This window comes from Microbulbifer sp. ABM4_008, assembly GCF_056311705.1.
Genome location: NZ_CM149970.1, coordinates 5,018,518 through 5,044,688, shown reverse-complemented (window position 1 = coordinate 5,044,688; position 26,171 = coordinate 5,018,518). Strand labels below are relative to the sequence as shown.

Annotated in this window: 25 protein-coding genes; 9 read left to right on the top strand and 16 right to left on the bottom strand. The window is 51.9% G+C overall.

Features of this window, described 5'->3' with window-relative positions:
• Positions 1-39: 39 nt before the first annotated feature.
• Together phoB and phoR are read left to right on the top strand one after the other, a co-directional pair.
• Positions 40-744 carry a phosphate regulon transcriptional regulator PhoB gene (gene phoB / locus ACYX4J_RS21930; RefSeq protein ID WP_108735044.1) on the top strand — a complete coding sequence of 235 codons (705 nt, stop codon included), beginning with the start codon at positions 40-42 and terminating at the stop codon, positions 742-744.
• 84 nt (positions 745-828) lie between these two features.
• The gene (gene phoR, locus ACYX4J_RS21925; protein WP_476177556.1) at positions 829-2,208 is read left to right on the top strand and encodes a phosphate regulon sensor histidine kinase PhoR; all 1,380 of its coding nucleotides are present in this window, start codon (positions 829-831) and stop codon (positions 2,206-2,208) included.
• Positions 2,209-2,220: 12 nt separating this feature from the next.
• Here phoR and ACYX4J_RS21920 read toward each other — a convergent pair whose 3' ends face one another.
• The 4 genes from ACYX4J_RS21920 to ACYX4J_RS21905 all read right to left on the bottom strand — a co-directional run bounded on the left by ACYX4J_RS21920 (position 2,221) and on the right by ACYX4J_RS21905 (position 4,526).
• Positions 2,221-2,580 (bottom strand): hypothetical protein, encoded by a 360-nt coding sequence (locus ACYX4J_RS21920; RefSeq protein WP_444915156.1) that lies wholly within the window; start codon positions 2,578-2,580, stop codon positions 2,221-2,223.
• Between the two features lie 2 nt (positions 2,581-2,582).
• The gene (locus tag ACYX4J_RS21915) at positions 2,583-3,194 is read right to left on the bottom strand and encodes a DUF938 domain-containing protein (RefSeq protein ID WP_476177555.1); all 612 of its coding nucleotides are present in this window, start codon (positions 3,192-3,194) and stop codon (positions 2,583-2,585) included.
• Positions 3,191-3,967, bottom strand: a complete 777-nt coding sequence (yaaA, locus tag ACYX4J_RS21910) for a peroxide stress protein YaaA (protein WP_445362850.1) — start codon at positions 3,965-3,967, stop codon at positions 3,191-3,193. Before yaaA ends, ACYX4J_RS21915 begins: the two co-directional genes overlap by 4 nt.
• 79 nt (positions 3,968-4,046) lie before the next feature.
• On the bottom strand, positions 4,047-4,526 hold the full coding sequence (locus ACYX4J_RS21905; protein ID WP_476177554.1) for a DUF4265 domain-containing protein: 480 nt from the start codon (positions 4,524-4,526) through the stop codon (positions 4,047-4,049).
• 72 nt (positions 4,527-4,598) lie between these two features.
• Between ACYX4J_RS21905 and ACYX4J_RS21900 the strand changes: the two genes are divergently transcribed.
• Positions 4,599-5,885 carry a M48 family metalloprotease gene (locus ACYX4J_RS21900; RefSeq protein ID WP_476177553.1) on the top strand — a complete coding sequence of 429 codons (1,287 nt, stop codon included), beginning with the start codon at positions 4,599-4,601 and terminating at the stop codon, positions 5,883-5,885.
• A 57-nt stretch (positions 5,886-5,942) separates the two neighbouring features.
• On the opposite strand, the gene ACYX4J_RS21895 is transcribed toward ACYX4J_RS21900, so the two are convergent.
• From ACYX4J_RS21895 to ACYX4J_RS21860, 8 genes are all read right to left on the bottom strand, one after another.
• The gene (locus ACYX4J_RS21895) at positions 5,943-6,890 is read right to left on the bottom strand and encodes a putative porin (protein ID WP_476177552.1); all 948 of its coding nucleotides are present in this window, start codon (positions 6,888-6,890) and stop codon (positions 5,943-5,945) included.
• A gap of 574 nt (positions 6,891-7,464) precedes the next feature.
• On the bottom strand, positions 7,465-8,292 hold the full coding sequence (locus tag ACYX4J_RS21890) for a putative porin (RefSeq protein WP_476177551.1): 828 nt from the start codon (positions 8,290-8,292) through the stop codon (positions 7,465-7,467).
• Between the two features lie 291 nt (positions 8,293-8,583).
• Positions 8,584-8,898, bottom strand: coding sequence for an antibiotic biosynthesis monooxygenase family protein (locus ACYX4J_RS21885; RefSeq protein ID WP_476177550.1), 315 nt, complete (start codon positions 8,896-8,898; stop codon positions 8,584-8,586).
• A gap of 85 nt (positions 8,899-8,983) precedes the next feature.
• Positions 8,984-9,685 (bottom strand): phosphate signaling complex protein PhoU, encoded by a 702-nt coding sequence (gene phoU, locus ACYX4J_RS21880; protein ID WP_476177549.1) that lies wholly within the window; start codon positions 9,683-9,685, stop codon positions 8,984-8,986.
• Between the two features lie 23 nt (positions 9,686-9,708).
• Positions 9,709-10,518 (bottom strand): phosphate ABC transporter ATP-binding protein PstB, encoded by an 810-nt coding sequence (gene pstB, locus ACYX4J_RS21875; RefSeq protein WP_282934617.1) that lies wholly within the window; start codon positions 10,516-10,518, stop codon positions 9,709-9,711.
• Positions 10,519-10,620: 102 nt separating this feature from the next.
• Positions 10,621-11,907 (bottom strand): phosphate ABC transporter permease PstA, encoded by a 1,287-nt coding sequence (gene pstA / locus ACYX4J_RS21870; protein WP_282930609.1) that lies wholly within the window; start codon positions 11,905-11,907, stop codon positions 10,621-10,623.
• Complete coding sequence (gene pstC / locus ACYX4J_RS21865; protein WP_444892394.1) at positions 11,900-13,279, bottom strand: phosphate ABC transporter permease subunit PstC; 1,380 nt, start codon at positions 13,277-13,279, stop codon at positions 11,900-11,902. Before pstC ends, pstA begins: the two co-directional genes overlap by 8 nt.
• A 161-nt stretch (positions 13,280-13,440) precedes the next feature.
• Positions 13,441-14,493, bottom strand: coding sequence for a PstS family phosphate ABC transporter substrate-binding protein (locus ACYX4J_RS21860; RefSeq protein ID WP_282930607.1), 1,053 nt, complete (start codon positions 14,491-14,493; stop codon positions 13,441-13,443).
• Between the two features lie 183 nt (positions 14,494-14,676).
• On the opposite strand from ACYX4J_RS21860, the gene ACYX4J_RS21855 reads away from it, so the two are divergent.
• The 3 genes from ACYX4J_RS21855 (at position 14,677) to ACYX4J_RS21845 (ending at position 17,183) form a co-directional block, all read left to right on the top strand.
• Positions 14,677-15,249, top strand: a complete 573-nt coding sequence (locus tag ACYX4J_RS21855; RefSeq protein ID WP_475709099.1) for a TRAP transporter small permease subunit — start codon at positions 14,677-14,679, stop codon at positions 15,247-15,249.
• Positions 15,246-16,607 (top strand): TRAP transporter large permease, encoded by a 1,362-nt coding sequence (locus ACYX4J_RS21850; RefSeq protein WP_476177548.1) that lies wholly within the window; start codon positions 15,246-15,248, stop codon positions 16,605-16,607. Before ACYX4J_RS21855 ends, ACYX4J_RS21850 begins: the two co-directional genes overlap by 4 nt.
• 186 nt (positions 16,608-16,793) lie before the next feature.
• Positions 16,794-17,183 (top strand): acyl-CoA thioesterase, encoded by a 390-nt coding sequence (locus tag ACYX4J_RS21845; protein ID WP_108735392.1) that lies wholly within the window; start codon positions 16,794-16,796, stop codon positions 17,181-17,183.
• A gap of 69 nt (positions 17,184-17,252) precedes the next feature.
• On the opposite strand, the gene ACYX4J_RS21840 is transcribed toward ACYX4J_RS21845, so the two are convergent.
• Together ACYX4J_RS21840 and uvrD are read right to left on the bottom strand one after the other, a co-directional pair.
• Positions 17,253-18,386, bottom strand: coding sequence for a TRAP transporter substrate-binding protein (locus tag ACYX4J_RS21840; RefSeq protein ID WP_444906829.1), 1,134 nt, complete (start codon positions 18,384-18,386; stop codon positions 17,253-17,255).
• A 232-nt stretch (positions 18,387-18,618) separates the two neighbouring features.
• Positions 18,619-20,823 carry a DNA helicase II gene (gene uvrD / locus ACYX4J_RS21835; RefSeq protein ID WP_476177547.1) on the bottom strand — a complete coding sequence of 735 codons (2,205 nt, stop codon included), beginning with the start codon at positions 20,821-20,823 and terminating at the stop codon, positions 18,619-18,621.
• Positions 20,824-20,967: 144 nt separating this feature from the next.
• Here uvrD and hexR point away from each other — a divergent pair, with 144 nt between their 5' ends.
• Together hexR and ACYX4J_RS21825 are read left to right on the top strand one after the other, a co-directional pair.
• Positions 20,968-21,822: a transcriptional regulator HexR gene (gene hexR, locus ACYX4J_RS21830; protein ID WP_282930602.1), complete on the top strand. Its 855-nt coding sequence runs from the start codon at positions 20,968-20,970 to the stop codon at positions 21,820-21,822.
• A 117-nt stretch (positions 21,823-21,939) separates the two neighbouring features.
• The gene (locus ACYX4J_RS21825) at positions 21,940-23,199 is read left to right on the top strand and encodes a multidrug effflux MFS transporter (protein ID WP_282930601.1); all 1,260 of its coding nucleotides are present in this window, start codon (positions 21,940-21,942) and stop codon (positions 23,197-23,199) included.
• A gap of 10 nt (positions 23,200-23,209) precedes the next feature.
• On the opposite strand, the gene gstA is transcribed toward ACYX4J_RS21825, so the two are convergent.
• Positions 23,210-23,815, bottom strand: coding sequence for a glutathione transferase GstA (gstA, locus tag ACYX4J_RS21820; protein ID WP_476177546.1), 606 nt, complete (start codon positions 23,813-23,815; stop codon positions 23,210-23,212).
• A 114-nt stretch (positions 23,816-23,929) separates the two neighbouring features.
• The gene (locus ACYX4J_RS21815; RefSeq protein ID WP_476177545.1) at positions 23,930-24,325 is read right to left on the bottom strand and encodes a DoxX family protein; all 396 of its coding nucleotides are present in this window, start codon (positions 24,323-24,325) and stop codon (positions 23,930-23,932) included.
• 519 nt (positions 24,326-24,844) lie between these two features.
• Here ACYX4J_RS21815 and ACYX4J_RS21810 point away from each other — a divergent pair.
• Positions 24,845-26,146, top strand: a complete 1,302-nt coding sequence (locus ACYX4J_RS21810; protein WP_282930598.1) for a cation:proton antiporter — start codon at positions 24,845-24,847, stop codon at positions 26,144-26,146.
• Positions 26,147-26,171 lie beyond the last annotated feature (25 nt).

Sequence of the window (26,171 nt, the reverse complement as noted above, 5' to 3'; positions counted from 1 at the left end):
CTGGGGAAACCCTGACAACAGAGCGGGTATGGCAGGCAAATGCACAGTAAAACGATCCTGATTGTCGATGACGAATCCGCAGTGCGCGATATGCTGCGGGTCGCACTGGAAATGGCAGATTACCGCTGCCTTGAGGCGGAAAACGCCCAGGAAGCTCACGCCTTGATTATCGACGAGAAGCCCGACTTAGTGCTGCTCGACTGGATGCTGCCGGATGTTTCCGGGGTAGAGCTGGCAAGGCGCCTCAAGCGCGATGAACTCACCACCTCGTTGCCGATCATCATGCTCACGGCAAAAGGTGAAGAAGACAATAAAATCAAAGGGTTAGAGACCGGGGCCGACGATTACATCACCAAGCCTTTCTCCCCCCGGGAGCTGGTTGCTCGCTTAAAGGCCGTACTGCGCCGCGCGGGCCCGGCGACCCCAGAGGAACCCCTCAGCGCCGGCGCACTGATATTGGACCCATTGAGTCACCGGGTCACTATCAAAGGGCAGCCAGTGGATATGGGGCCAACAGAATTTCGCCTGCTCACCTTCTTCCTCTCCCACCAGGAGCGCGCCTATACACGCACCCAACTCCTCGATCATGTATGGGGCGGGAATGTCTATGTGGAGGAACGCACCGTGGATGTCCATATCCGCCGTCTGCGCAAAGCCTTGGCCATTGATGGCCACGACCGCTATATCCAGACAGTTCGCGGCACCGGGTATCGGTTTTCTGTGCAAACCGCAGAAAAAGTGTGACAATCCTCTCTGGATCGGTACCGATCCCTGCAGAATCAAACCTCCGCACTTAACGGGTGCGGGCCTGGTTCCATGAGGTATTGAATGCGGGCGGAAGAGGCTGTGCCACTGCCGCCATCTATCAGGCAACACGGCAACTCTATGTTGGATCGCAGTATTGGCGAGTTCTCGCGTTTCGTAATTATCGCCCTGGGGTGCACCATTCTCGGTGTCACCTCCGGCAGCTGGTCTCTCGCCCTGATTGCGGGATTGGCCAGCTACCTGATCTCAGTGCTGTGGCAACAGCAACGTTTCAACCGCTGGCTGGCAAACGGCAGACGCGGCCCAGCCCCAACCGCCTTTGGTATTTGGGGTGAAATCTACGACGACTTTTACCGTATGCAGCGGCGCCACCGCCGCGAAAAGCAGAAGCTGCACGTGATGTTGCGCCGGGTACAGGACAGTACCAGCGCATTGCGCGAAGGAATTGTTGCCCTGGAAGACGGCGATAACCTGGCCTGGTGGAACCCTGCTGCCGGTGAACTGCTCGGATTACAGGCCAGTGACTCCGGCCAGTCATTAGTCAACTTTGTCCGCGATCCTGGCTTTGTCAGCTATATGCACGGTGACAACAACGGGGAACCCCTCACTCTGCCCGCACCTGGCAATGAAGCCCGTATGTTACAGCTGGAAGTCACCCGCTACGGTAAAGATGAGGCTTTGGTCATTGTTCGCGACATCACCCGTTTACATAATCTCGAGCAGATGCGCCGAGATTTTGTCGCCAATGTTTCCCATGAGCTGCGCACCCCCCTCACGGTAATTGCCGGCTACCTGGAAACACTGCAAAGCAGTGATATGGCACCGCCTCCCTGGAGGAAACCCCTGGCTCAAATGGAGGAGCAGACTGGCCGCATGAGTACGCTGGTCAATGACCTGCTGCTATTGGCTCGCTTGGAGACCTCAGAACGCAAAAGCGGGGATATGGCTGTAGCCGTACCAGAACTGATTGAGAGGGTGGCCCAGGAAGCGCGCAGCTTCAGTGGCGATCGGCATCATCATATCGAAGTTGATTGCAAAGGGGATTGCTACCTCAATGGAGACCCCGGCGAATTACACAGTGCTTTTGCCAACTTAGTTTTAAATGCCGTGAAATACACTCCCGAAGAAGGCGAGATTCAATTGCGCTGGTGGCAGGATGACAAAGGCGGGCACTTTTCCGTAGAGGACAACGGTATCGGTATCGATTCGATCCATATTCCCCGCCTGACTGAGCGCTTCTATCGAGTTGATCCAGGCCGCTCACGGGATAGTGGCGGCACAGGTCTCGGACTGGCGATCGTTAAGCATGTGTTGCTGCGACACAATGGAGAAATGAGTGTAGAAAGTACGCCCGGGCAGGGCAGTCTCTTCACGCTTCACTTTCCGCCAGCAAAGCTGGCTCAAAAACCAGCATCCAGGTTGAGTTCTGAAGCCGCTAATTAAAGCGGCTTTCGATTACTCCAGTTCCTGCAGTTCTACTTCTTTACCGTCTTTGACATAGCTGGCCGTGGCCTCTTTACCCAGAGCGTTTGCTTCCCGGCGCAAAACCAAATGGTGCAACTGCAAATCCCCATCGCGCAGCAGTAGGTGCTCATTGCCCTCATCATCGGTAGGCAGGGCCTTAACACCAATGAGGGCATCTCGCAGAGCGCGCAGCTTGGGCACATCGCGATAGCGATTCAAGTCATTCGACAAACGGGCTTTCATGCGCTCACTCTCATGCAGTGCCGCCGCTGTCTCTCGGTATTTGGCAAAAAAGAATACCGCTCCAATGGCAAAAGCCACGATCACCACTATTTCCAACCACTCGGGCATGGTTACTCCTTATTATCGCTTTTGCGCCAGACCATTAATTGGTTATTGGCTGGCAAGTAATTTAGTTCTACGCGACTGAACCCCGCACTCTCCGCCAGCTGATCGAGCCATTCGAGATCGCGAATCCCCCGCTTGGGGTCACGCTCCTTCAACTCAATATCAAAATCAGCATTAGTAGGGCCAAGAAACTCTCCTGCAATTTTCACGGGACCATAAACGATCAACAAACCTTCCGGCTCCAAAACATCGGCACTATGCAGAAAGAACTTTTGTACCAGTTCAGTCGACATAATATGCAAGGTGTTTGCAGTGAAAATAGCATCAGCCGAAATCTCGGGCCAAGAATCACCAACATCGAGCGCCAGCGGTTGCGGCAGGTTGCTATTGGGTATCTCCGCCAGCCAGGACTTTACTGCCTCCAGCTGTTGCGATCGCTCTGAAGTTTGCCATTCAAGATGCGGTAAATGCGGAGCAAAATATACTGCGTGCTGACCGGTACCACTGCCAACCTCAAGCACTTTACGACTTGAAGCCAGCAGGCGAGTCAGTTGCTGGATAATCGGCTCGCGATTGCGCCCGCAGGAGGGCGCATTGGGCAATTCAGTGCTGCTCACTGCGGCTCATCCCGGGTAAATACCCAATCCCACTCAGTGGACAATCCTGGGTTATAACCATAACCAGCCACATCAAAACCTTTCAGCTCTTCCGCCTTCTTTACCCTCTGATCAATCGCCCAGCGACTCATCATGCCTCTGGCTTTCTTAGCAAAGAAACTAATCATCTTATACTGACCATTTTTCAGGTCCTTAAAATGCGGGGTGATCACCTGAGCATCAAGCTGCTTGGTTTTGACTGATTTGAAATATTCATTGGATGCCAGGTTTACCAACTCGCGATCCTTCACGCCCTGCAACTGCGCATTCAATGCTTCGGTAATCTTATCTCCCCAAAATTCATAGAGATTCTTACCCTTGGCATTTTCAAATTTAGTGCCCATCTCGAGGCGATAGGGTTGCATCAAGTCCAAAGGGCGCAGCAAACCATAAAGGCCAGAGAGCATACGTAAGTGCTTTTGCGCATAGGCAAAGTCCCGCTTACCCATAGTCTCCGCCTCCAATCCAGTATAAACATCACCTTTAAAGGCGAGCAGGGCGGGGCGGGCGTTGTTATCGGTAAACGGGCGCTTCCAAGTGTGGAAGCGATCGTAATTTAAGACTCCCAACTTATCTGAAATCTTCATCAGGCTGGAAACCTGCTGCGGGCTCAGTTCACGCAACTCTTTGATCAGGGCTGCTGACTCTTTCAAAAAGTCCGGCTGGGTGGTTTCCAGTGAGGGAATATCACTTTCATAGTCCAGGGTTTTCGCCGGTGAAATAACTATTAACATCGGGTGCCTTCTCAATTCGCTATCGCCTCAACCACACACTACCAAGCTATTGTGGCTGGCCCAAATATATCGCGGATGTTTACTCCGGCTTTAGGACGTCCTGCCACCAATTGAGTGGGGTCTGCCCGTCTTTAGGGTCATAAACATTGCCGTAATACCAAACGCTATTAGCCCCATCGCAAGCACTGTTGAGGATCTCCTCAATCTTATCGAACCCACAGCTGACATGAATGCTGTAGACCAATACGCGCGGTGCCTCCAGATCCAACTCGCCCCCGAGCTTCTCCAGCTGTGGGGTCAACTTATCAGACAGTTCCGTGCTATCGCCGCGACAAAAAATACGCACTGCCAAATTGCCCGAGCGCTTTACCAACTCAAATTGCTGGGTGTCTTTATCGACCTTAACGTAATCCCCACTGGCGATTCCCTTAATAAAGACAGGGGATCGCACCAATTGGCAGCTATCATCCTCGCTCACACGAACCTGTAGCCGTTCCACCACGGGCTCACCTTCGGGGTTGTTGCCCGCAAATAACTCAATGACTTGAAGTGCCGTCATAAACCTCAGTTCCCGTACTGTGTACAATGAGTAACCATTCTAATGACTCAACATTATACAGGGAGGGAGGCAATGATCTCGCGTACCCAAGCGCTTACGGCATGTGTCGCGTTTTGGACGACCACGATTCTCGGAGGATGCGTTGTCAATCCAGTCACCGGTGAGAAACAGGTTTCGCTGATATCTCCGCAGCAGGAAATTCAACTGGGGCAACAGCACTACACTGCCAACCAACAACAGCAGGGCGGCCAATACACCATTGATCCGGCCCTGCAAAACTACGTCAGCCAGGTTGGCCAAAAGCTGGCACGGGTCTCTGACCGCCCCCAGCTACCTTACGAGTTTGTGGTTCTGAACAACTCGGTTCCCAACGCCTGGGCCCTGCCCGGCGGCAAAATCGCCATCAATCGAGGCCTACTGGTGTTACTCGATGACGAAGCTGAGCTCGCCGCCGTACTGAGCCATGAGATAGTTCACGCCGCTGCGCGCCACTCCGCAACTGCGATGTCCCAACAACAATTATTGGGCGCAGGCCTGGCAATCGTGGGAGCTGCCACCCAAGACTCTGGGTACTCTGACTTGATCGCCACCGGGACTCAACTGGGGGGCTCCGCCTATATTGCCCGCTACAGTCGCGGCAATGAGTTAGAGTCAGATCAGTACGGCATGAAATATATGGCCGCTGCGGGATATGATCCCCAGGGGGCCGTACGCCTACAAAGAAAATTTGTTGAACTGTCGGAGGGGCGGCAAACTGGTGGACTGGAAGCGCTCTTTGCCAGCCATCCCCCTTCCCAATCTCGTGTCAGCGCTAATATCAAGCACAGTCAATCTCTACCCAAAGGGGGAATCACCAACCGGGCCTCTTACCAAAAAGCCATAGCGCAATTAAAGCGCGATGCCGATGCTTACAAGAATTACGACAATGCGGTTGCCGCAGCCAATAATAAAAAGTTTGACTCTGCACTAAAGCTGGTGAGAAAAGCTCAAAAACAGCAACCCAAAGAAGCTGCCTTTTTTGCGCTAGAAGGCGATTTATTCAGTCAAAAGAAACAATATAAAAATGCTCGAAAGGCATACGATAGCGCCATTCAAAAGAATCCGGCGCTATTTTCGTATTGGCTAAAGCGGGGAATCACTAATATCCAATTAAAAAATTATAGCTCTGCAGAGGGCGACCTAACCAGATCACTACGCTATCTGGATACCGCTTACGCTCACTACTACCTCGGCCAGACCTATGAGAGACAGGGAAATAAGCAAAGTGCTTACAAGCACTATCAGGAAGCTGCTGGGGCTGGAGGGGAAATTGGCACCATGGCACAAAACCGAATAAAAGCCATCACCAACAAAGGGTAAATAAATTCGATTTATAAATAAAAAGGGCCGTCTCAGACAGCCCTTTTTTAATTTTGCTTATAACTGAAAAATTACGCTAAGTTCGAACTTCTCTACATCAAGTTCAATAAAGGGAGTCAAAAAGCTAAGCACGGTATCATTTTCAAGATCCGGTATAACATCAAGCGTTGAGGTAGATCCTGCACGATAGGTATCACTACCAAAGCTGCGAATATTAATATTATCATCTGCCTCCATAGTGCTATAAGCAGCTTCTAAGGCAATATTCCGACTAAAGAAGTGGGTGAAAGCCAGCTTCATATCGTCTTTCTCGTCCAGTTTCATACCAAACGAACTGCGTTGGGTAAAGAAATATTCTGCACCGATCTGCCAATAATCGTCATCACCTTCATAGTCGGCATAGGAAAGTTCAGTGGTCAAATACCTTCCCCCTCCCAGGTTTGTGAAATATTTGGAGGAAAAGACAGCCACATCGAATCCATCGTCACTGACAAAATCAAAACCAATATAATCAGCACCGCTCAACAGATGATTGTATCGAAACTCAACATAAGTCTCTTCATCAGACTCAAAATCAGTATGGGAAAGTTCTAATAAAAAGTTCGAGGTGAATAAATAGCCAAGAGCAACCGTGTCAATATTGCGATCATTAACTTCGGTCAAATCTAAACCAAAAATCAAACCATTTTGAGAAAAATATTCTCCGGTCACAGCGTAATTATCGGCATTATTACTATCTACCTCATTGTGGAAAAAGGCAGCCGACACATTGCTTACTTTGTTAATATATTCAAACTCTTTTAAGGGGCCTAGAGTTTCTTTTCCAGAAAAGTAATAAGTAGTTTCAGCCAAAAACTGATTACCATCTAAATCGAACTCACCACCCAAAACATCTAGATCATAATCCAAGCTAGAATAGCCAGCTGTAGTAATTGAATTATATTTCTCAGCGTCAGCTGTTACAGAGAGAAGTAACAGGGGAAGAATAGCGAGACTGAATCTCATTTCCAAAACCTTTCGTTAACGTAATGACGTAAATTGTGGTGCGAATTCTAGCAAGAATTTTTTACTGCGCAACAAATACTATTTGTATGAGATAAAAGCAGAATCCACATATAAATGGACTATTCGGTAAATATGCTATTATCACCAAACCTTGATAATTCAATTCACACAACAGATTCTTTGTGCTTCCAATGCTCATATAGCTCTACCGAACTGACAAGCAACCTTTCGCCTGGAAATATCTATCGATGAAAGTTATTCACCCACAGGTTTTTACGAAACATTCGAATCGACAAGCTTTCATTTAGTAAGCCCGCACAAGAATTAAGCTAAATTTCGGAAGGATTATTTCGCAATAGCAAGAGATTTAGAAAGGTTTCAGACTTATTTAGAGGTCGGATATAAAAAGAAAAATCAGCAAAGTACTCCAACCATTACATAAAACAGCTGGATATAAAAGAAAATTGGCACTAGGGTGCCAAACAGGATTGAAGCAGTGCAGCTAAGTTGCTTTGAACTTAGCTGCGCTTATAAAGTAAAGGGCTATCATTGATAGCCCTTTATTTAAGCTAGCTTACAATTGAACAGTTAAGCCCAGCTGATAGATATCAAGGTCACCCTCAATATCATTGTTAGAGAGATAAGCTGCTTCAACAGCAATATTGCGGTTAAAGAAGTGGGTCATCCCCAGCTTATAATCTTCTTGTTCGTTATAATCAAACTCAACAGAAGTGCGCTGATTGAAGAAAAATTCAGTACCCAGCGTCCAGAAGTCATCGTATTCGTTGATGCTATTGTAAGCTAACTCTGCGGTTAGGTACTGCTCTCCACTCAGATGAACGAAATACTTAGAAGACAGGATGCGATTATCAGACTCCTCATCCACATAAATATTAAAACCAACATAATCAGTTGAATTTAACTGGTGGTTATAGCGAGCTTCAACCGAAAACTCATTATCACTATCGTTATCAACATGGTTCAACTTAACCAGAAAATCTGGAGAAAAGAGATATCCGATAGACTGATAATCTACATTAGACTCCCAAAGGTCATATATACCGGCACCGATAACCAACCCATTGGATGCAAAGTATTCACCACCCAAATTGAAAGTATCTATATCTTCACTACCGAAATTAGAGTGAGAGAAACCGGCAGAAACATTACTTACCTTATTGATATATTCGAACTCTTTCAATGGACCAAGAGTTTCTTTACCACCAAAAAAGTAAGTAGTACCAAGGTCAAAATCATCTTCATCAGAGCTAAAACTAAAACCATCACCCTTATAATCATACTCAGTATTAAAGTATGTAGCATTAGTAAAAGAATTATATTCCTCAGCACCGGCAGTTGCGGCAACGAGCATTAGGGGCAGAGCAGCAAGCTTGAATCTCATTTGATAAATCCTTCGTTAACGTAGCGATCCAAATTGGGCTGCGGATTGTAGCAAAAGTTTTTTGGCGCGCAACAACAGCAAATTACACGATAAGCAATTTGAGCCAAATTTGCGGTAAAGCGAATATTTTTTTTCGATAAAAAAACATATCAACCAGAAAAAACAAACGCTGTAATTAGCTGTAATGCACCAAACAAATAAATTCCAGCTAAAAATAATAAAATAAAAAGTTTTATTTTGTTATTCGCACACATATTTATTCAGGCTGTGTTCAGGTTCAATTGATTAACATCAATCGCTATTAATATTTACAACCCATTGCGGGTCATAAAACTCCCCTATTAGATTAATTTTTACAAAAGGGGCCACACTGGCAATGATTTCATCAATTTCTTTACTGTGCTCAGTTTGCATAGCATCCCGATCTTTTTTACATCGCCAGCTAGCAATGGCTATCAACACATTGGGGTCATCAATTTTTCGATGAAGCTCTGTGCCCATCGCTCCCGGGGAGCGCTGGATAATCTCAGAAGCGCGCATCCAGGCATCGGCATAATCCTCAGCTTTAAACCCATTTTGTAGATGAACTTCGAAGATAAATTTCATGCTCTGTATTACCTAACGACTAACAAATAGTTTTCCGTAAAAAAAAAGGCCGCACTAGGCGACCTTTTTAAGTTAGCAAAGCCCTTTAGGACTTGCGTAGATTTTCCTGGTGTCCGTGCCGGATATCAGCACCCTCCACCAAGTAAACAACCTGCTCACAAATATTCTTCGCATGGTCACCGATCCGCTCCAGTGAGCGCAGGGTCCACAACACATTAATGACCCGGGAAATACTGCGCGGGTCCTCCATCATGTAAGTTACCAGTTCACGTACGGCCGTACGATAATCCATATCAACCTGCTGGTCCTCAGCAAGAGTTTGCAGAGCCGACTGCACATCGAAACGAGTATAGGCATCCAGCGCGTCATTGAGCATTTTGCGCACAGCATTGGCAATATGACGGATTTCGGTATACCCGCGCGGCAACGTACCTTCATCTGTCAGTGCTATGGCCATCTTGGCAATCTTGCTCGCCTCATCCCCAATGCGCTCCAGGTCGCGGGCAATTCGAATGACAGACAGCACCATACGGAGGTCGGATGCTGCCGGTTGGCGCTTGGCAATAATTAGCGTGGCATGCTCATCCAGGGCCATCTCACTTTTATCGATGACTTCTTCAATACGCAGCACTTCCTCGGCCAGCTCACTGTCCGCATTGGCCAGGGCATCAACCGCATCGGCAACCTGGCGGGCGACCATACCGCCCATTTCCAGCATCTCTGTCTTTAAGCTTTCCAGGTCTTCATTAAATTGGCGTGAGATATGTTGATCGAAATGCATTTCCATAGTTTTCCCTCCGAGCAGGAACCTTAGCCGAAGCGGCCGGTGATATAGGCTTCAGTGAGTTCGTGCTCGGGGTTGGTGAACACCGTTTCAGTATCGTTAACTTCCACCAAATGCCCCAAATGGAAGTAAGCCGTACGCTGACTCACCCGCGCAGCCTGCTGCATCGAGTGAGTAACGATTGCGATAGTGTAGTTCTGGCGCAGCTCATCGATCAGCTCTTCGATTCGCGCCGTTGCAATCGGGTCCAGGGCAGAGCAGGGCTCATCCATTAGGATTACTTCCGGACTCACCGCAATAGCGCGGGCGATACACAGACGCTGCTGCTGACCACCGGACAGACCCGTGCCCGGCTTGTCCAAACGATCTTTAACCTCATTCCACAGACCGGCGCGGCGCAGGCTGTTCTCTACGATCTCATCCAGATCGGCACGGCGGCTGGCAATGCCGTGGATTTTTGGGCCGTAGGCCACATTCTCGTATATGGACTTGGGAAAAGGGTTTGGTTTCTGGAATACCATACCGACGCGGGCGCGCAGGGGTACCACATCCACTTTGGGGCCATAGATGGGGTCACCATCCAGACTTAACTCGCCCTCGACGCGACAACCTTCAATGGTGTCATTCATGCGGTTGAGGCAACGCAAAAACGTCGACTTGCCACAGCCCGAAGGGCCGATCATGGCAACCACTTCATTTTTTCCAATATCGAGGCCGACCGAGTGGATCGCCTGGGTTTCACCATAGAAAACATTCACATTGCGCATACGCAACTTGGCGGTGTCACAGAAGGGTTGGCCAACTGTTTCTCTAACATCAGCCCGATCATTCATCATTTGCCTACCCGCAACATCGGATTGCGCCGCATCAGTTTGGCTGGCGGCATCCAGGGTCATGGTACTCATATAATATCCCGCTTTCTGATAATCCGCGCTCTGTTACCAGCGGCGCTCAAGTTTCTTGCGCAGCAATACCGCGCTGGTATTCATCACAATCAACACACTCAGCAACACCATAATGGCTGCGGAGGTGCGCTCGACAAAGGCGCGCTCCGGGCTGTCTGCCCACAGGAAAATCTGCACAGGCAGCACGGTGGCCGGGTCGGTTACCCCAGCAGGTACGTCGACAATAAAAGCGACCATACCAATCATCAATAGGGGCGCCGTCTCACCGAGGGCCTGGGCCATACCGATAATCGCGCCGGTCAACATACCCGGCATCGCCAGGGGCAGCACATGGTGGAAAACCACCTGCATACGCGAAGCCCCCATACCCATTGCCGCCTCGCGAATTGAGGGTGGCACCGCCTTCAAAGCCGCGCGGCTGGAAATAATAATCGTGGGCAAGGTCATCAGTGTCAGTACCAAGCCCCCTACCAGGGGTGCCGAACGCGGCAACTCAAAGAAATTAATAAATATCGCCAGGCCCAAAAGACCGAAAACAATAGAAGGCACTGCCGCGAGGTTGTTTATATTCACCTCAATCAAATCGGTCCAACGGTTTTTGGGCGCATACTCTTCCAAGTAAATCGCCGCCGCCACACCGATAGGGAATGACAGTGCCAGAGTTACCAACAGGGTAAACAGGGAGCCCATCAAGGCTGCGCGGATGCCCGCCTGCTCTGGTTCACGGGAGTCGCCATTGGTAAAGAAGATGGTATTGAATCGCTTCTTCAGTTCACCGCTGTCCAGCAGCTGTTCAATCCAACCGGCCTTCTGGTCCGAGGTGCGACCACGGAATCCCTCTTTGGAGTCCTTCAGGCTTTTGACGAAAGTATCCACATCGTCATCGACTGACAGCCAGACTTTCTCGGATTTACCCAACAGTTCCGGATTCGCAGCTAAGCGATCGCGCAGGGTAAACGGTGCTCCGGAGGAGACCAGGCTGTAGAGCTCGCGCTTGTCACTGCGACCAGTCACAGTGGGAAAGCGTTCGCGCAGGGACTGACGAATAACACCGGTGAAGTTTGCCCAGGTCAGACTTTCATCATCGACCTTATCGATGCCCAGAACCTGCTCGTCGTAGTGCACCTCCAGTTGGATAGCTGTCTGCACAAAGGCACCACTGCCTTTGCTGATAATGTCAGTGAACAAAATCAGTACGGCGAGTACACCAAAGGCAATACTGCCGATACCCAACCCACGAAACAGCTTTTCTTTGCGATGACGGCTGGCGAGGCTTTTTTCTATGCGCTCGCGAACCTGCGCCTGAGTAAGATCAGTCATACTGCTCCCGGTATTTTTTCACTACGTGCAAGGCAATAAAGTTCAGCACCAAAGTGGAGATAAACAACATCAGGCCCAAAGCAAAAGCGGCGAGGGTCTTGGGACTGTCAAATTCCTGGTCGCCAACCAACAGAGTCACAATCTGCACCGTCACAGTCGTGACCGATTCGAGCGGGTTTGCGGTGAGGTTCGCCGCGAGTCCGGCGGCCATCACCACAATCATGGTTTCACCAATTGCGCGGGAAACCGCCAGTAATACACCGCCGACGATGCCAGGCAGTGCCGCAGGAATCACAACTTTGCGCACCGTCTCGGACTGGGTGGAACCCAAACCCAGGGCGCCATCGCGCAGGGACTGGGGCACCGCGTTGATCACGTCATCGGACAGAGAGGAAACAAAGGGAATGATCATGATTCCCATCACCAGGCCAGCGGCCAGTGCACTTTCACTGGAGGCCTGTAGGCCCATAGAAGTGGCCAACTCGCGAATAAATGGAGCAACGGTTAAGGCAGCAAAAAATCCGTATACCACGGTGGGTACACCGGCGAGAATTTCGAGTACCGGCTTGGCCAGAGAACGCACGCGCTTACTGGCGTACTCGGCCAGATAAATAGCCGCCATCAATCCCACAGGTACCGCCACAAACATGGCGATCGCGGACACCATCAGGGTTCCGGTAAACAGCGGGACAGCACCAAAAGCACCGCTCGATCCCACCTGGTCTGCGCGCAGGGCCATCTGTGGGCTCCAGTGCAATCCAAACAGGAATTCACTCACCGGCACGGACTGGAAGAAACGCAGGGATTCAAACAATACCGATAACAAAATACCGACAGTGGTTAGAATCGCGGCGCTGGCACAGGCAATCAGCACCGTGCGCAGCACTTTTTCAACTTTTTCGCGAGCGCGCAGCTTGGGAGAAAAGCGCAGCAGTGCAAAAGCGGCAAGGCCGCTGGCCAACACCAAACTCAGGAAAGCCTGTAAATTATTGGAGCTGGAACGCAACTGACTGAGGTAGTCCGCAGCACTCTGCAATTGTGGCGACTTTTCACCTATCAGGTGGCCCGCCGCGAGATTCTGGATCTGCGCGTAGAGAAGGTTCTGCCCGGAGATGCTCTCCGGCTTATCGGCAATACTATTCATGACCATCGCACGGATGATCGAATCGTCAAACACCAACCAGCCACAGAGTAATATCAGTGCTGGCAAACCACACCAAAGGGCGGTGAGTAATCCGTAGTAACTGGGCAGGGCGGCCAGATTGCGAACGCCGCCAAGACTGCGAGCAGCGTTCACTGCACGGCGAAAGCCAGTGCCGTAGGCCACTAATATCAGGAGCAGCAAAAGTGCGAACAGTGTGGGGGTTTGCATTGAATTACCGTACTAAAAATATCGTCGCTGGCATTATCCAGACTTTATCCCCGCGTTCCATCACAGGGGGGCGACAATTTGTGAGTCTTCTTATAAAGAACGGCCAAGCCCTTTCGAGCTTGGCCGTCAATTCCCTTTGACAGTACAACTCCAGAATTTTTTTACTTGGCTGCGAGATTACTCAGTGCGTTCAGCTTGCGCACATCAGTAGCAATCTTTTGACGCTTCTCGGTGGGCAGAGGAATCATACCTTTGTCAGCCAGGTAGCCATCTTCACCCCAAGCGCGCTCATTGGTGAATTCAGCCAGGAACTGCTTAACACCAGGAACCACGTCAGCGTGCTGCTTCTTGACGTAGATAAACAGCGGACGGGAAACCGGGTAGCTCTGGTCAGCGATGGAGTCGAAAGTAGGGGCCTGATCTTCGATCAGGGAGCCCTGTACCTTGTCAGCATTCTGGTCGAGGAAACTAAAGCCGAAGATACCTAGGGCGTTGGGGTTGGCAACCAGCTTGTTCACGATCAGGTTGTCGTTCTCACCGGCTTCAACATAAGCACCGTCTTCGCGAACGTTGTGACAGATCGCTTTATAAGCGCTTTTGTCTGTTTTCTTCATGGCTTTGATCCAGCCAAACTTCTTACAGCCACCTTCCATTGCCAGCTCGGCAAAAGCATCGCGAGTACCGGAAGTGGGGGGCGGACCCAAAACTTCGATTTTGGTGTTGGGCAGAGCTGGGTTTACGTCCTTCCAGGTCTTGTAGGGGTTGGCTACCAGAGTTTCAGAACCGTCTGGGTTAGGTACTTCCTTAGCCAGGGCCAGGAAGATGTCCTTACGAGTCAGCTTAAAGGGAGCTGCTTTCTTAGCATTCGCAAGAACGATGCCGTCGTAACCGATTTGCACTTCAACAACATCAACACCGTTGCTGTTACACATTTCCAATTCGGATTGCTTGATGCGACGGGAGGCACCGGTGATATCCGCAGTGCTTTCTCCAACACCCTGGCAGAACAACTTCATGCCACCACCAGTACCAGTGGACTCAACGACTGGAGTTTTAAACTGGGTTGCGCGGCTAAAACGCTCCGCCACAGTCGTAGTAAACGGGTAAACAGTAGAGGAACCTACAACACTAATGTAATCGCGCGCTGCCATAGCAACCTGTGAAGTTGCCAGGGTCAGGGCTGCCAGAGAAGTCGCCAGAATTTGCTTGTTCATTGTGTAACTCCGATGAGTGTTTTTATTTCACGCGGCGATGCTAGGAACAACGGGTGACGATTCTATGAATAAAAGATTACAAAAAGGTTACAGCTGTATTTTTACCCTGCTGGCATGAGAGCGGGCAAAGGGTTAACCTTCGAGCAACATAAATAACAATAAGATGTAAAGAGAGAAGCCCCCATGCGTTTTCTGCTGTGCAGCGCGCAGGCACTCGAGCGCCTGACCAGTCATACCGGGCAACTGCTGTCCTGGTTCACCTGGGCCATGGTTCTGTTACAAAGCTGTGTTGTGGTGATGCGCCACGGCTTCAATACCGGTTCTATCGCCCTACAGGAATCCGTGATTTACCTGCACGGTGCCGCCTTTATGCTGGGGCTGGCCTATGCGTTGCAGACCGATGCCCATGTGCGAGTGGATGTCTTCTACCGCAGGATGAGCGCCAGGGCCAAAGCCTGGATCAATGCAATTGGCTATCTGATATTCCTCTTACCGCTTTGCGTCTTTCTATTTGTAAGCAGCTGGCACTTTGTACTGAATAGCTGGTCAGTTTTTGAAGACAGTGCGAACGCCGGCGGCCTGCCTGGGGTATTTTTACTGAAGAGCCTGATTCCTCTGTCTGCGGTCACCTTGGCTCTGGCGGGGCTGGCTCAGTTTATTCGCGCGCTGGTGCAATTGATGCTGCCCCAACAACAATCCATTCCAATGTCGTCGTCAAAAGCAGTACTGAAGCAGGTAGAAGGGGCCGAAGTGTGATTGAGCTAATCCCCTTTCTGATGTTTGCAGCCGTCTGCGCTCTGCTTATGTTCGGCTACCCAGTAGCTTTTACCCTCGCGGGTACCGCCCTGCTATCAGCGGGCCTGGGTATTGTGTATGGCGTATTTGATGCTGAGTTGCTGCGCGCCTTCCCCGATCGCCTCTACGGCATTATGCAAAACGGCACTCTGGTTGCCGTTCCGCTATTTGTGCTGATGGGGGTAATACTGGAGCGAGCCAAGATTGCCGAAGATTTGCTGGTTAATCTGAGCAAAGCCTTTATGGGGGCTCCCTCAGGACTCGCCATTTCCGTGGTAGTAGTGGGCGCGCTGCTCGCCGCCAGCACTGGTATTGTCGGTGCAACTGTAGTCACCATGGGGTTGATGTCACTGCCCACCATGCTAAAAAATGGCTACTCCCCCAAACTGGCCACCGGCACTATCTGCGCCACCGGTACCCTCGGGCAAATTATCCCTCCCTCTATTGCCTTGGTTCTGTTGGGTGACACCCTCTCCAATGCCTATCAACAGGCACAACTATCTGCAGGCATTTTCAATCCCAAGCCAGTCAGCGTAGGGGATCTGTTTGTAGGGGCAATTATTCCCGGCTTACTGCTGGTGGCCGCCTATATCATTTATCTATTATTTATTGCCCGTCGCCCCAAACCCACAGAGAGCAGCGAGCCTCCAGAAGTGGATAAGGCCCAGCTGCTTCGCAGTCTTTTACCCCCGATTGCCTTAATGCTGATTGTGCTCGGATCAATCACCGTTGGCGCTGCCACCCCTACAGAAGCGGCCGCCGTCGGCGCACTGGGGGCGGCGTTACTGGCGTCCAGTCGCGGAGCACTGAGCTTTAAGCGCGCCGGGGAAATAGGCCGCAGTACACTTCAGGTCTCGGCCATGGTTTTCGCCATATTGATTGGCGCCTCATTGTTTTCTCTGGTATTTCGCGGTTACAACGGCGAAGAGCTGGTGACAGGATTTTTCCACAGCCTGCCCGGAGGGGTAATCGGCGCGACCCTGTTGGTGATGCTGGTAATATTCCTGCTGGGCTTTATCCTCGACTTTATCGAGATCACCTTTGTAGTGATACCAATTGTGGGCCCGGTACTGCTGGCAATGGGCGTCGATCCGGTGTGGCTCGGCATTATGATTGCCATCAATTTGCAAACCTCTTTCCTAACGCCTCCTTTTGGGTTTGCCCTCTTTTACCTGCGCGGGGTGGCCCCCAGTTCTGTGGCCACATCGGCCATCTATCGCGGGGTAGCACCTTTTATTGCCATTCAACTTTTACTGCTCTGCCTGCTGGCGATATTGCCGGCCCTGGCCACTTGGTTGCCGGGGGTGGTTCAGCAATAGTGATCTGCGTCATGTAGAGAGCCGTCCAGGCTGAGAGGCATCACCAACGGCCAAAAACGCGTCTACGGTCGACTAAAGGCCGAAATTTATTCTGGTCAATTACTGGCCAAATTGTGCTAGAATGCGCCACCATTCCAGTAGTGGAAACCAATAACTCTAACAATCTGTGAGTACCCGATGTCCGCACTGTCAGCTCTCGATGAAGATCCACAACCCACAGGCACGCTAACTCTGCAAACCCTGGCTATGCCCCGCGATACCAATCCGCAGGGGGATGTTTTTGCCGGTTGGCTGATGTCGCAGATGGACCTCGCTGGCGCCATTCTCGCGCAAACCATGGCGCGCGGCCGTGTCACAACCGTTGCGGTGGGCAGCATGGTTTTCCTGCGCCCGGTTCCGGTTGGCTCAACAGTCAGCTGCTATGCGGAAGCCATTGAAGAAGGGCGCTCCTCAATTCGTACCATGGTTGAGGTTTGGCTGACCCGGGTGGATTCAGGTGAGCAGGTCAAGGTCACCGAGGGTGAGTTTGTATTTGTCGCTATCGACGACGCCGGCCGTACCAGGCCGTTGCCCTGATTGTAGGTTTCGAGTTCGCCGGCTGTAGAGCAACACAGCCGGCAATATCATCGGCCCAGTAGTTGGGCGCTAATCTTCCTTTAACTCTCTCGCCTGGTAGTAAGCCTCTTCACTGATCTCGTGGTAGGGCTTCACATCCCGTTCAAATTCTTTAAAGGCTTTGTAAACACGGGCAAACTCCGGGTCCTGCTGCGCCGTCTCCTGCATAATTTCGTTATTGATCTTCTTCAGGTGAGACAGAACATCCTCCGGCAAGCGCTCCACTTTTACCCCGTGCTCTTCTACCAGCTCCTTGAGGGCCCGGTTATTGCGTGCCGTGTATTCGTCCAGCATATCCTGGTTAGCTTCACGGGCGGCAACTCGCACTATTTCCTGCAAATCAGCAGGCAGTTTTTCGAACGCTTTTTTATTAACGATAAATTCCAGGATAGAGCCCGGCTCATGCCACCCGGGGTAGTAGTAATACTCAGCGACCTGGTGGAAACCAAATGCGAGATCGTTGTAGGGCCCCACCCATTCGGTAGCATCGATCACTCCAGTCTGGAGGGCGGTGTAGAGTTCTCCACCGGGAATGGTCACCGCAGTGCCGCCTGCGCGGTTTAAAACCTCACCACCCAGGCCGGGAATACGCATCTTTAGGCCCTTTAAATCCTTCACCGACTCAATCGGTTTGTTAAACCAGCCCGCCATCTGCACGCCGGTGGAGCCCCCCGCAAGTGGAATCAGGTTAAAGGGCTCGTAGATCTCCTCCCAGAGTTCGAGACCACCGCCGTGATGCAACCAGCCATTCATTTCCTGGGCATTCAAGCCAAAAGGCACCGCAGTAAAAAACTGGGCAGCGGGCACCTTGCCTTTCCAGTAATAGGCAGCACCGTGTCCCATCTGCGCGGCGCCTTCCGATACAGCACCAAATACGCCCAGGGCAGGTACCAACTCACCGGCACCGTACACTTTGATCCTGAGACGCCCGGCTGACATCGCCTCGACTTTCTTGGCAAAACGCTCCGGCGCACTGCCGAGGCCAGGGAAATTCTTGGGCCAGGTAGTAACTAATTTCCACTCGAACAGCTCTTTATTGCCCTCTGTGGAAAAGTGTTGGGCAGGGCCCATTGCTGCACGGGAAGCTACCAGGGCGGCGAAGGTAATGGCGAGCAGGGCTAAGAGCCCGAGAATGATGGCCGGGTACCAATTGAGTTTTTTCATTGCTACTAATTTATCGTTATTTTTGTATTGTACAAATTATCGGCAGACGCTTTGGTCGCCAACTTAGGTCTTCAGGGGAAGTCCTCTGTGATCTGCCCCTGGTATTTTGGATGGATTCCCGCTATCGCTGGAATCCATTCACCACTATCTAACTTTCAATTCTGCATGCCTCGCAGTACCGATATGCTCCGGCACTCAGTATTTAATGCTTAGTCCCAGCTCAAGCCATCACTTAAAGCGGCTGCAACTTGGCCATTGAAAGTATCAGCCTCTTGTCGCCAACATCGTCAAAATTAACCAACACCCGCATTCGAGGACCCGTTCCCTCAAACTCAATGACAGTTCCTTCACCAAACTTGGCATGGTCCACTCGCCCGCCCAGGACCAGCGGGGGCAAATCATCGAAGTCTGGCGCCGGGTCGGAAAACTGGCCTACCTTACCGTAGTCCGCCTGATAGAGAGGACGGGAAATTTCGGTCTTCAGGCGCACTTCTTGCACCAAATTAGGTGGAATTTCGCCGATAAAGCGGGAAGGGCTGTTATAGGTTTCGCTGCCAAACAGACGCCGGTTTTCCGCGTAGGTAATGTATAGCTTGCGCATGGCGCGGGTGATACCCACGTAGCAGAGGCGTCTCTCCTCCTCCATGCGGCCGGGCTCCTGCGCCGACATCTTGTGGGGGAACAGGTTTTCCTCCACACCCGCCATAAATACCAGGGGAAACTCCAAGCCTTTGGCGGAGTGCAGGGTCATCAGCTGGACGGCATCCTCAAACTCATCCGCCTGACCTTCACCGGCATCGAGGGCAGCGCTGTCGAGGAACTGGTTAAGAAGCGGGATTTCCTCCTCATCTTCCTCTCCCTCGGGCAGGCCTGCACCGGTAAAGCCGCGACAGGCAGTGACCAGTTCCTGCAAGTTCTCCACCCGTGTTTGGCCTTTCTCGCCTTTCTCTTTGCCGTGAAACTCCAACAAACCGCTGTTTTCAATCACATCCTCAGCAATAGCATCCAACTCTTTATCTTCTGCATTCGCTGCCAGCTGGTTAATCAGGTCCAGGAAGCTCTGCAGGGCATTGCCGGCGCGAGCAGCCAATACCCGTTGCTGCAACATCAGCTTGGCCGCCTGCCACAGGGAGCAACCCTGCTCCCGGGCATAAGAACGCACCATCTCTACAGTGCGCGCACCGATGCCACGGGTGGGCGTATTCACTACCCGTTCAAACGCGGTGTCATCATCGCGGTTGGTAATCAGGCGTAAATAAGACAGGGCGTTCTTGATTTCCAGGCGCTCGTAGAAGCGCTGGCCGCCATAGATACGGTAGGGAACCAGCTCGCGCAAAAGCCCCTCTTCAAGTACCCGGGATTGGGCATTGGAGCGGTAGAGGATGGCGATGCTGTCGCGGCGATTGCCGTCGCGCACCCAGTCATTGATACGTTCGACAATAAAGCGCGATTCATCCTGTTCGTTGTAGGCCGCGTAGACGGCGATGGGCTCACCCTCTTCACCCTTGGTCCACAACTCCTTACCCAAGCGACCACTGTTATTAGCGATCACCGCATTAGCCGCGTTCAGAATGGTGGAGGTGGATCTGTAGTTCTGCTCCAGTCGCACCGTCTGCACTTCTCGTAAGTCTGTGGAAAAGTGCTGGATATTCTCGATCTTAGCACCCCGCCAACCGTAGATAGACTGGTCATCGTCACCCACGGCGGTGATATGGCACTGCTCACCGGCAAGTAAGCGCAACCAGGCATATTGAATCGTGTTGGTGTCCTGGAACTCATCCACCAGGATATGGGGGAAGCGCCGGCGGTAGTGGGCCAGAATAGCATCGTTATTCAGCCAGAGCTCGTGGGCGCGCAACAGCAGCTCGCCGAAATCAACCAATCCACCGCGCTGACAGGCCTCTTCATAGGCGAAGTCGATTCGCACCATGGTCTGCAACCAGGGATCGGCGCCGGCATTGATATATTGCGGGCGCAGGCCTTCATCTTTCTGCGCGCCAATCCACCACTGGGTTTCACGCGGTGACCACTTTTTATCATCCAGACCCAGATCTGCCTGTACCCGCTTGATTAGGCGAAGCTGGTCGTCGGAATCCAGGATCTGGAAGTTCTGCGGCAACTTGGCTTCTTGCCAGTGAGCCTTGAGCAGGCGGTGAGCCAGGCCGTGGAAGGTGCCCACCCACATGCCAAAAGTGTTCACCCCCAGCAGCTCTTCGATACGGGCGCGCATCTCGCGGGCCGCCTTGTTGGTAAAGGTTACCGCCATAATGGAGTAGGGCGAGGCGCCCTCCACCTGCATCAGCCAGGCGATGCGGTGTACCAGCACCCGGGTCTTGCCCGAGCCGGCACCGGCCAGAACCAATTGATTGCCGGGCGCGGCAGCTACTGCTTCGCGCTGGGCCTCGTTGAGGGGGTCTAAAATCTGAGATACGTCCATGGGCGAAGATTGTACCAGAGCTGATGCACAAGACCTGTGTAAATAAACAGGATTTTGTCCCGCCTGACAATGTAATGTGATGTCGCTCGCCAGCGGAGGGCACAGCGGCTAAACTGCGCCATCTGGCATAGAGAAGGAAGTCCTGTGAAACCGGCGGAAGTAACGCAACGAATCAGTGAACAACTGTCATCCATGCGCAAATCAGAGCGCAAGGTGGCGGAGTATATTCTCGCCAACCCCGATGAAATCATTCATATGCGCATCGTCGACCTGGCCACTGAAGCCCAGGTTAGTGAACCGACCGTGGTACGCTTTTGCCGCGCCGTGGGCTGCTCCGGATTCCAGGAGTTCAAGCTGAACCTGGCGCAGCAGCTGGCATCCAGCCCCAGCTTCGGCCAGATTGCGGTTACGGAAACGGATACCATTGCCGAGTACAAGCGCAAGGTTTTCGACTCCACGGTGGATACCCTGCTGAAAGTCCGCGATAGAATTGACGACCGTGCCCTCGAGGCCGCTGTCACTGCGATGGCCGCTTCCAAGCGGGTGGAATTCTTCGGTTTTGGTGCCTCCGGTGCCGTCGCCGCCGATGCCCAGCACAAGTTCTTCCGCCTACAGTTGGCCACCGCTGCTCACTCAGACCACCACATCCAGAATATGTCGGCCATGTCCATGCAAGCGGGGGATGTAGTAGTAGCTATCTCCCAGAGCGGTCGCACCAAGGCGTTACTTCGCTCCATGAGCATGGCAAAAGAGCAGGGCGCTCTGGTGGTTGGTTTGGCACCCAGCGGCTCGCCGGTGGCACAACAAGCCAGCATCCCACTGGAAGTGGATGTGGAAGAGGATATTGAGATCTATACGCCGCTGTCCTCGCGCATCGCCCACCTGGTGGTAATCGATGTCCTCGCTATCGGCGTAGCCCAGCGCAAAGGTCCTCAGCTACAGGAGCACCTGTTGAAACTGAAACAGGGACTGTACACATTGCGGGAAGACAAGCACTAAACTCCCTGATATCCAAAGCGGGCAAGGGACAATGTGCCCGCCCGTTTCTACCAAAGCCATTTCCCGCCAATTGGGCTTTGCCGGGAAGATCCTTCCAGGCTGTACCTGAGCAACATAATGACATCCATCGCTTCTAACCCGGACGAGAAAGCCCCGCGCTGGCTAGTGGTGTGGCTGGCCGCACTCGTTTCCCTGACACCTTTTTCCATCGACAGCTACCTGCCGGCCATTCCGGCGATGGCGGCGGCCCTGGATACAGAAGTCGAGCGGATGCAGTACTCAGTGTCCAGTTTTCTGCTGGGCTTTGCCCTCGGGCAGCTGTTTGGCGGACCATTATCAGATCGCTGGGGACGGCGCCTTGTAGGAACTATCGGCCTCAGTATCTATATAGCCAGCTCCCTGTTAGTCCTGTTTACCGACCATGTAGACCAACTGATTATCCTGCGCTTCTGCCAGGCAGTTGGCGGCGGCTTTGCCACAGTAATCTGTGCTGCAATTGTGCGCGACCTACACAGTGGCCGTGAGGCGGCAAAAATTATTTCCCTGATTAGCACCATCATGCTGATTGCACCGCTGATCGCCCCGGTGATCGGCTCCGCACTGCTAGCCGTAGGCGGCTGGCAGAGTATTTTCGTCTTTTTGTTACTGTACGCTCTTGCAATGCTCGTACTAGTACAGCTGCTGCTACCGGAGACTGTCTCCCGCTTTACCCGCGCACGCCGCCAGATGATGCCGCTGAAGTCTCTCGTGGGCAGCTACGGCCAGGTTTTGCGCAATCCCCGCGCTATTGGGTTCCTGATTGCACAGGCCTGTGTCAGCGGTTCGATGTTTATCTACATCACCACCGCGCCCTTTGTGTTTATGGATTACTTCGGTGTTAGCGCGAATCAGTTCCCACTGTTTTTTGGTATCTGCGTGCTCGGGCTAATTTGCATGGTTCAGGTGAATATCCGCTTACTGAACTTTTTTGAGCCGCGCAATATCCTGCTGGCGGGTATTGTGTTGCAGCTATTGGGTTGCGGCCTGCTGCTGCTGGGAACTATGACAGGTGTCAAAGAACTGACCCTGTGGATGATTCCCCTGGTACTGGTGATGAGCTGTATCGGTATTACCGGCCCCAATGCCGCCGCCTGTTATTTGGAGTTCTTCCCCAAAATCAGCGGTAGTGCCAACGCGCTATACGGCGCCGCTCTGTTTATTACCGGGGGGATACTGGGTGGACTGGCGAGCAGCCTGCACACCGGAACCCTGACACCTATTGCAGGATCTATGGCGGGCTGTGCTTTTGTGGCACTACTCTCTGCACTATTTGTCGCGAAGGTTCGCCAACCGATCGAGTCCGATATCCCTGCGACCCGGCGCTTTACCCCGCGTTAACGACAGCTCTTTACACCGGCTCTAAACTTTCCTCCTGAAGCGCCCGCTGCACTGCGGGCCTTTCTTCCATTCTCTTTTGGAATGCTTGAAGCCGGGGCCACCGGGGCATATCAAACTGCTGATGTTTCAGCCAGCGAGAGAGAACATACAGGTAGGCATCGGCAACCGTGAAACCGTCTCCCATTAAGTAGTCTTTATCAAGCTGTCCTTCGATATAGTCAAACCAGCGGATAAGCCTAACCCGGGAATCCTCCTGTTCTTCTTCTGTACCATGCCAAAACAGTGGTTTGAATAGCTTGTGGACTTCAGCACTGAGGAAGTTGAGCCATTCGAGAAGCCGGTAATGGGCCAGGGTGCCAACTGGTGGCGCCAGTTGCGCGTCGGGCTTTTGCTCCGCCAAAAACTGGACGATTGCCGGACCTTCTGTCAGTACTTCTCCGCCTTCCAGTTGCAGTGCCGGCACGTACCCCTTTGGGTTAATCCTTGTAAAATCATCGCCGTTTTCCAGCTCGTGGGTTTTCAGATTAACCTTATGCAGGCCCAGGTTGATCCCGGCTTCACAAGCGACAATATGAGGTGAGAGAGAGCAAACACCCGGAGCATAAAAAAGCTTCATGGTAATCCTGTAGAGTCATTACCTATATCCCAGCAGTATAGGCCCGGCTTATTTCTCCCCAATGAAGCACGATTGAAACTGGCTTGAATTCCTCTCTACAACTGTTGCTGAAATCTACTTACCGCGTATCCACTGGTCCAGGCTAAAGCGACCGGCACCGGCACAGGTCAGAATCAGGAAGCCACCGGCAATCGTGATATTTTTCATAAAGCTGGTCATTTCTGTTGCATCACCAGGGGACAGGTGTACCAGGAAGGCCGAAGCGAGACAGAACAGGAAAAGGACAAAAGCAGAAATTCGAGTGAATATCCCCAGTAACACCGCGAGTCCTCCCACCAACTCTATAACGATGACCAGGGGCAAAATGAAGCCGGGTATCCCCATGGAAACCATAAAGGCCTCTGTCATTTCGTAGCCGCCAATTTTATTCCAGCCGGCAAATATAAAGATCAGCGACATCAGCACCCGACCGATCAGCTTTGAGGTGTCGCACAACATCGAATGCTTCACTACTACTTCCTCAATTGCGCATTTATGGGTATGGACTATCTACCAGTGTAGACACTGTCGTGAAAATTCATGAGATAGTCGGTAGCTGCCTTTACTCAAGAGGGATAAAAACCACTAGATTGGCGTGACAATCATCCTTTTTATTTTCAATAGCCAGTAGGAATCTACTAATTGGCAGTTAGAAAGTAATGAAGTAATGTTTAAAAAGCTAAGGCATTAATGAATTTTAGTGGGTAAGGGAAGTCGATCCGTTTGAGCGCAAAACTGAAAAATGCAGTTGTGTGGCGCCCTAGAGCCGCTACAATTGCGCGCCCATATAAAAGGGAGTTGGCCGCTTGTGCCTGCGCGGCCCGCCCCGGTGTAATCCTGTTGCCCTAGATCCACTCCAAGGGAAATCGAGCAGCCTCTGCACGACTACAATAACGGCACACTCACCATCATATAAATTGCCGCCGGGGCGCTCCCCAAAATGGCATTAAACCATCCGAGAATATTTCAGCGCTGGAGTCCACACACGGCATGGAAGTTTATTACACCTTTTGTTTTCTTGCCGCCGTATCAGTTTTTCTGGGCTTCTTGAACCAATACGTATTGCGCGCCCAAACCACAATCGCTATTACCGCCGGTGCCCTGGCTCTATCACTATTGGTCACGGCCCTGGGCAAGTTGGGGGTGGTGGAGTTGCGCACCTGGGCAGATCAGCTTCTGCCGCTGCTCAACCTTGAGGATATTCTGCTCAAGGGAATGCTCGGGTTTCTGCTTTTTGCCGGCAGTTTGCATATCGATCTGTTGGAGCTGCGCAACCAGAAACTGGAGATCGGTCTTCTCGCCATTGTCGGTACCCTCATTTCCACCTTTGTGGTCGGGGCCCTTCTTTACTGGTTCCTGATGCTGATCAATATGCCGGTGGCTTTTGTTTACTGCCTGTTATTTGGTGCATTGATCTCTCCCACCGACCCTATCGCCGTACTGGCAATTATGAAAAACCTGAAGGCCCCGGAGCAGGTTTCCATTCAGGTGGAAGGTGAGTCCCTGTTCAACGATGGCTTCGGTATCGTGATCTTCGCGGTGATTTATGCACTCGCTTTCGAAGGCGGCCAACCTACAGTACCGGCAGTGGCAGAGCTATTCGCCATCGAGGCACTGGGGGGCATATTGCTGGGACTGATCATTGGTGGCGTTTTCCACTGGGCTATTTGTTGTACCAATGATCACAGCCTGGAATTGATGCTAACCATGGTTATTCCCACTGCCGGTTTTTCCCTGGCCAATGTACTCGGGGTCTCCGGCGCCCTGGCAATGGTGGTGAGTGGCATTATTATTGGCAACTTTACCCGAGAGCGCGGCTTTTCCCGGGTGAGCCAACACGAGCTGGATAATTTCTGGAGTATCACCGAGGACTTCCTCAACGGTTTGCTCTTCCTGCTGGTGGGCCTATTCCTGATTACAATCGACCTGCGCCCCTCCGACTACCTGCTGATGGCAGTGGGCATTGTCATTGTTCTTACCGCCCGGGTTTTCGCTGTCGGCATCCCCTTCCTGTATTTAAAAAGTCGTCGCAAGTACCACCCCTATACCAACCGGATTTTGATCTGGGGAGGGCTGAAAGGTGGTCTGGCATTAGCGCTGGCGATGTCTATTCCCGCCGGCAGTGCCTTCGTCCAGGGACAGGACCTTCGCTACCTGTGGGTGGTCATGACCTATGGAGTGGTGCTCTTTTCTATCGTCGTACAGGGCTCTACCATAGCGCCATTGATTCGTCGCAGCCGGGAGTTTTCTGAGCCCGAACGCGACGAGCCCCAGCAACCGACAGCCAAATAGCGATAACGATTAAATGGAACACTCC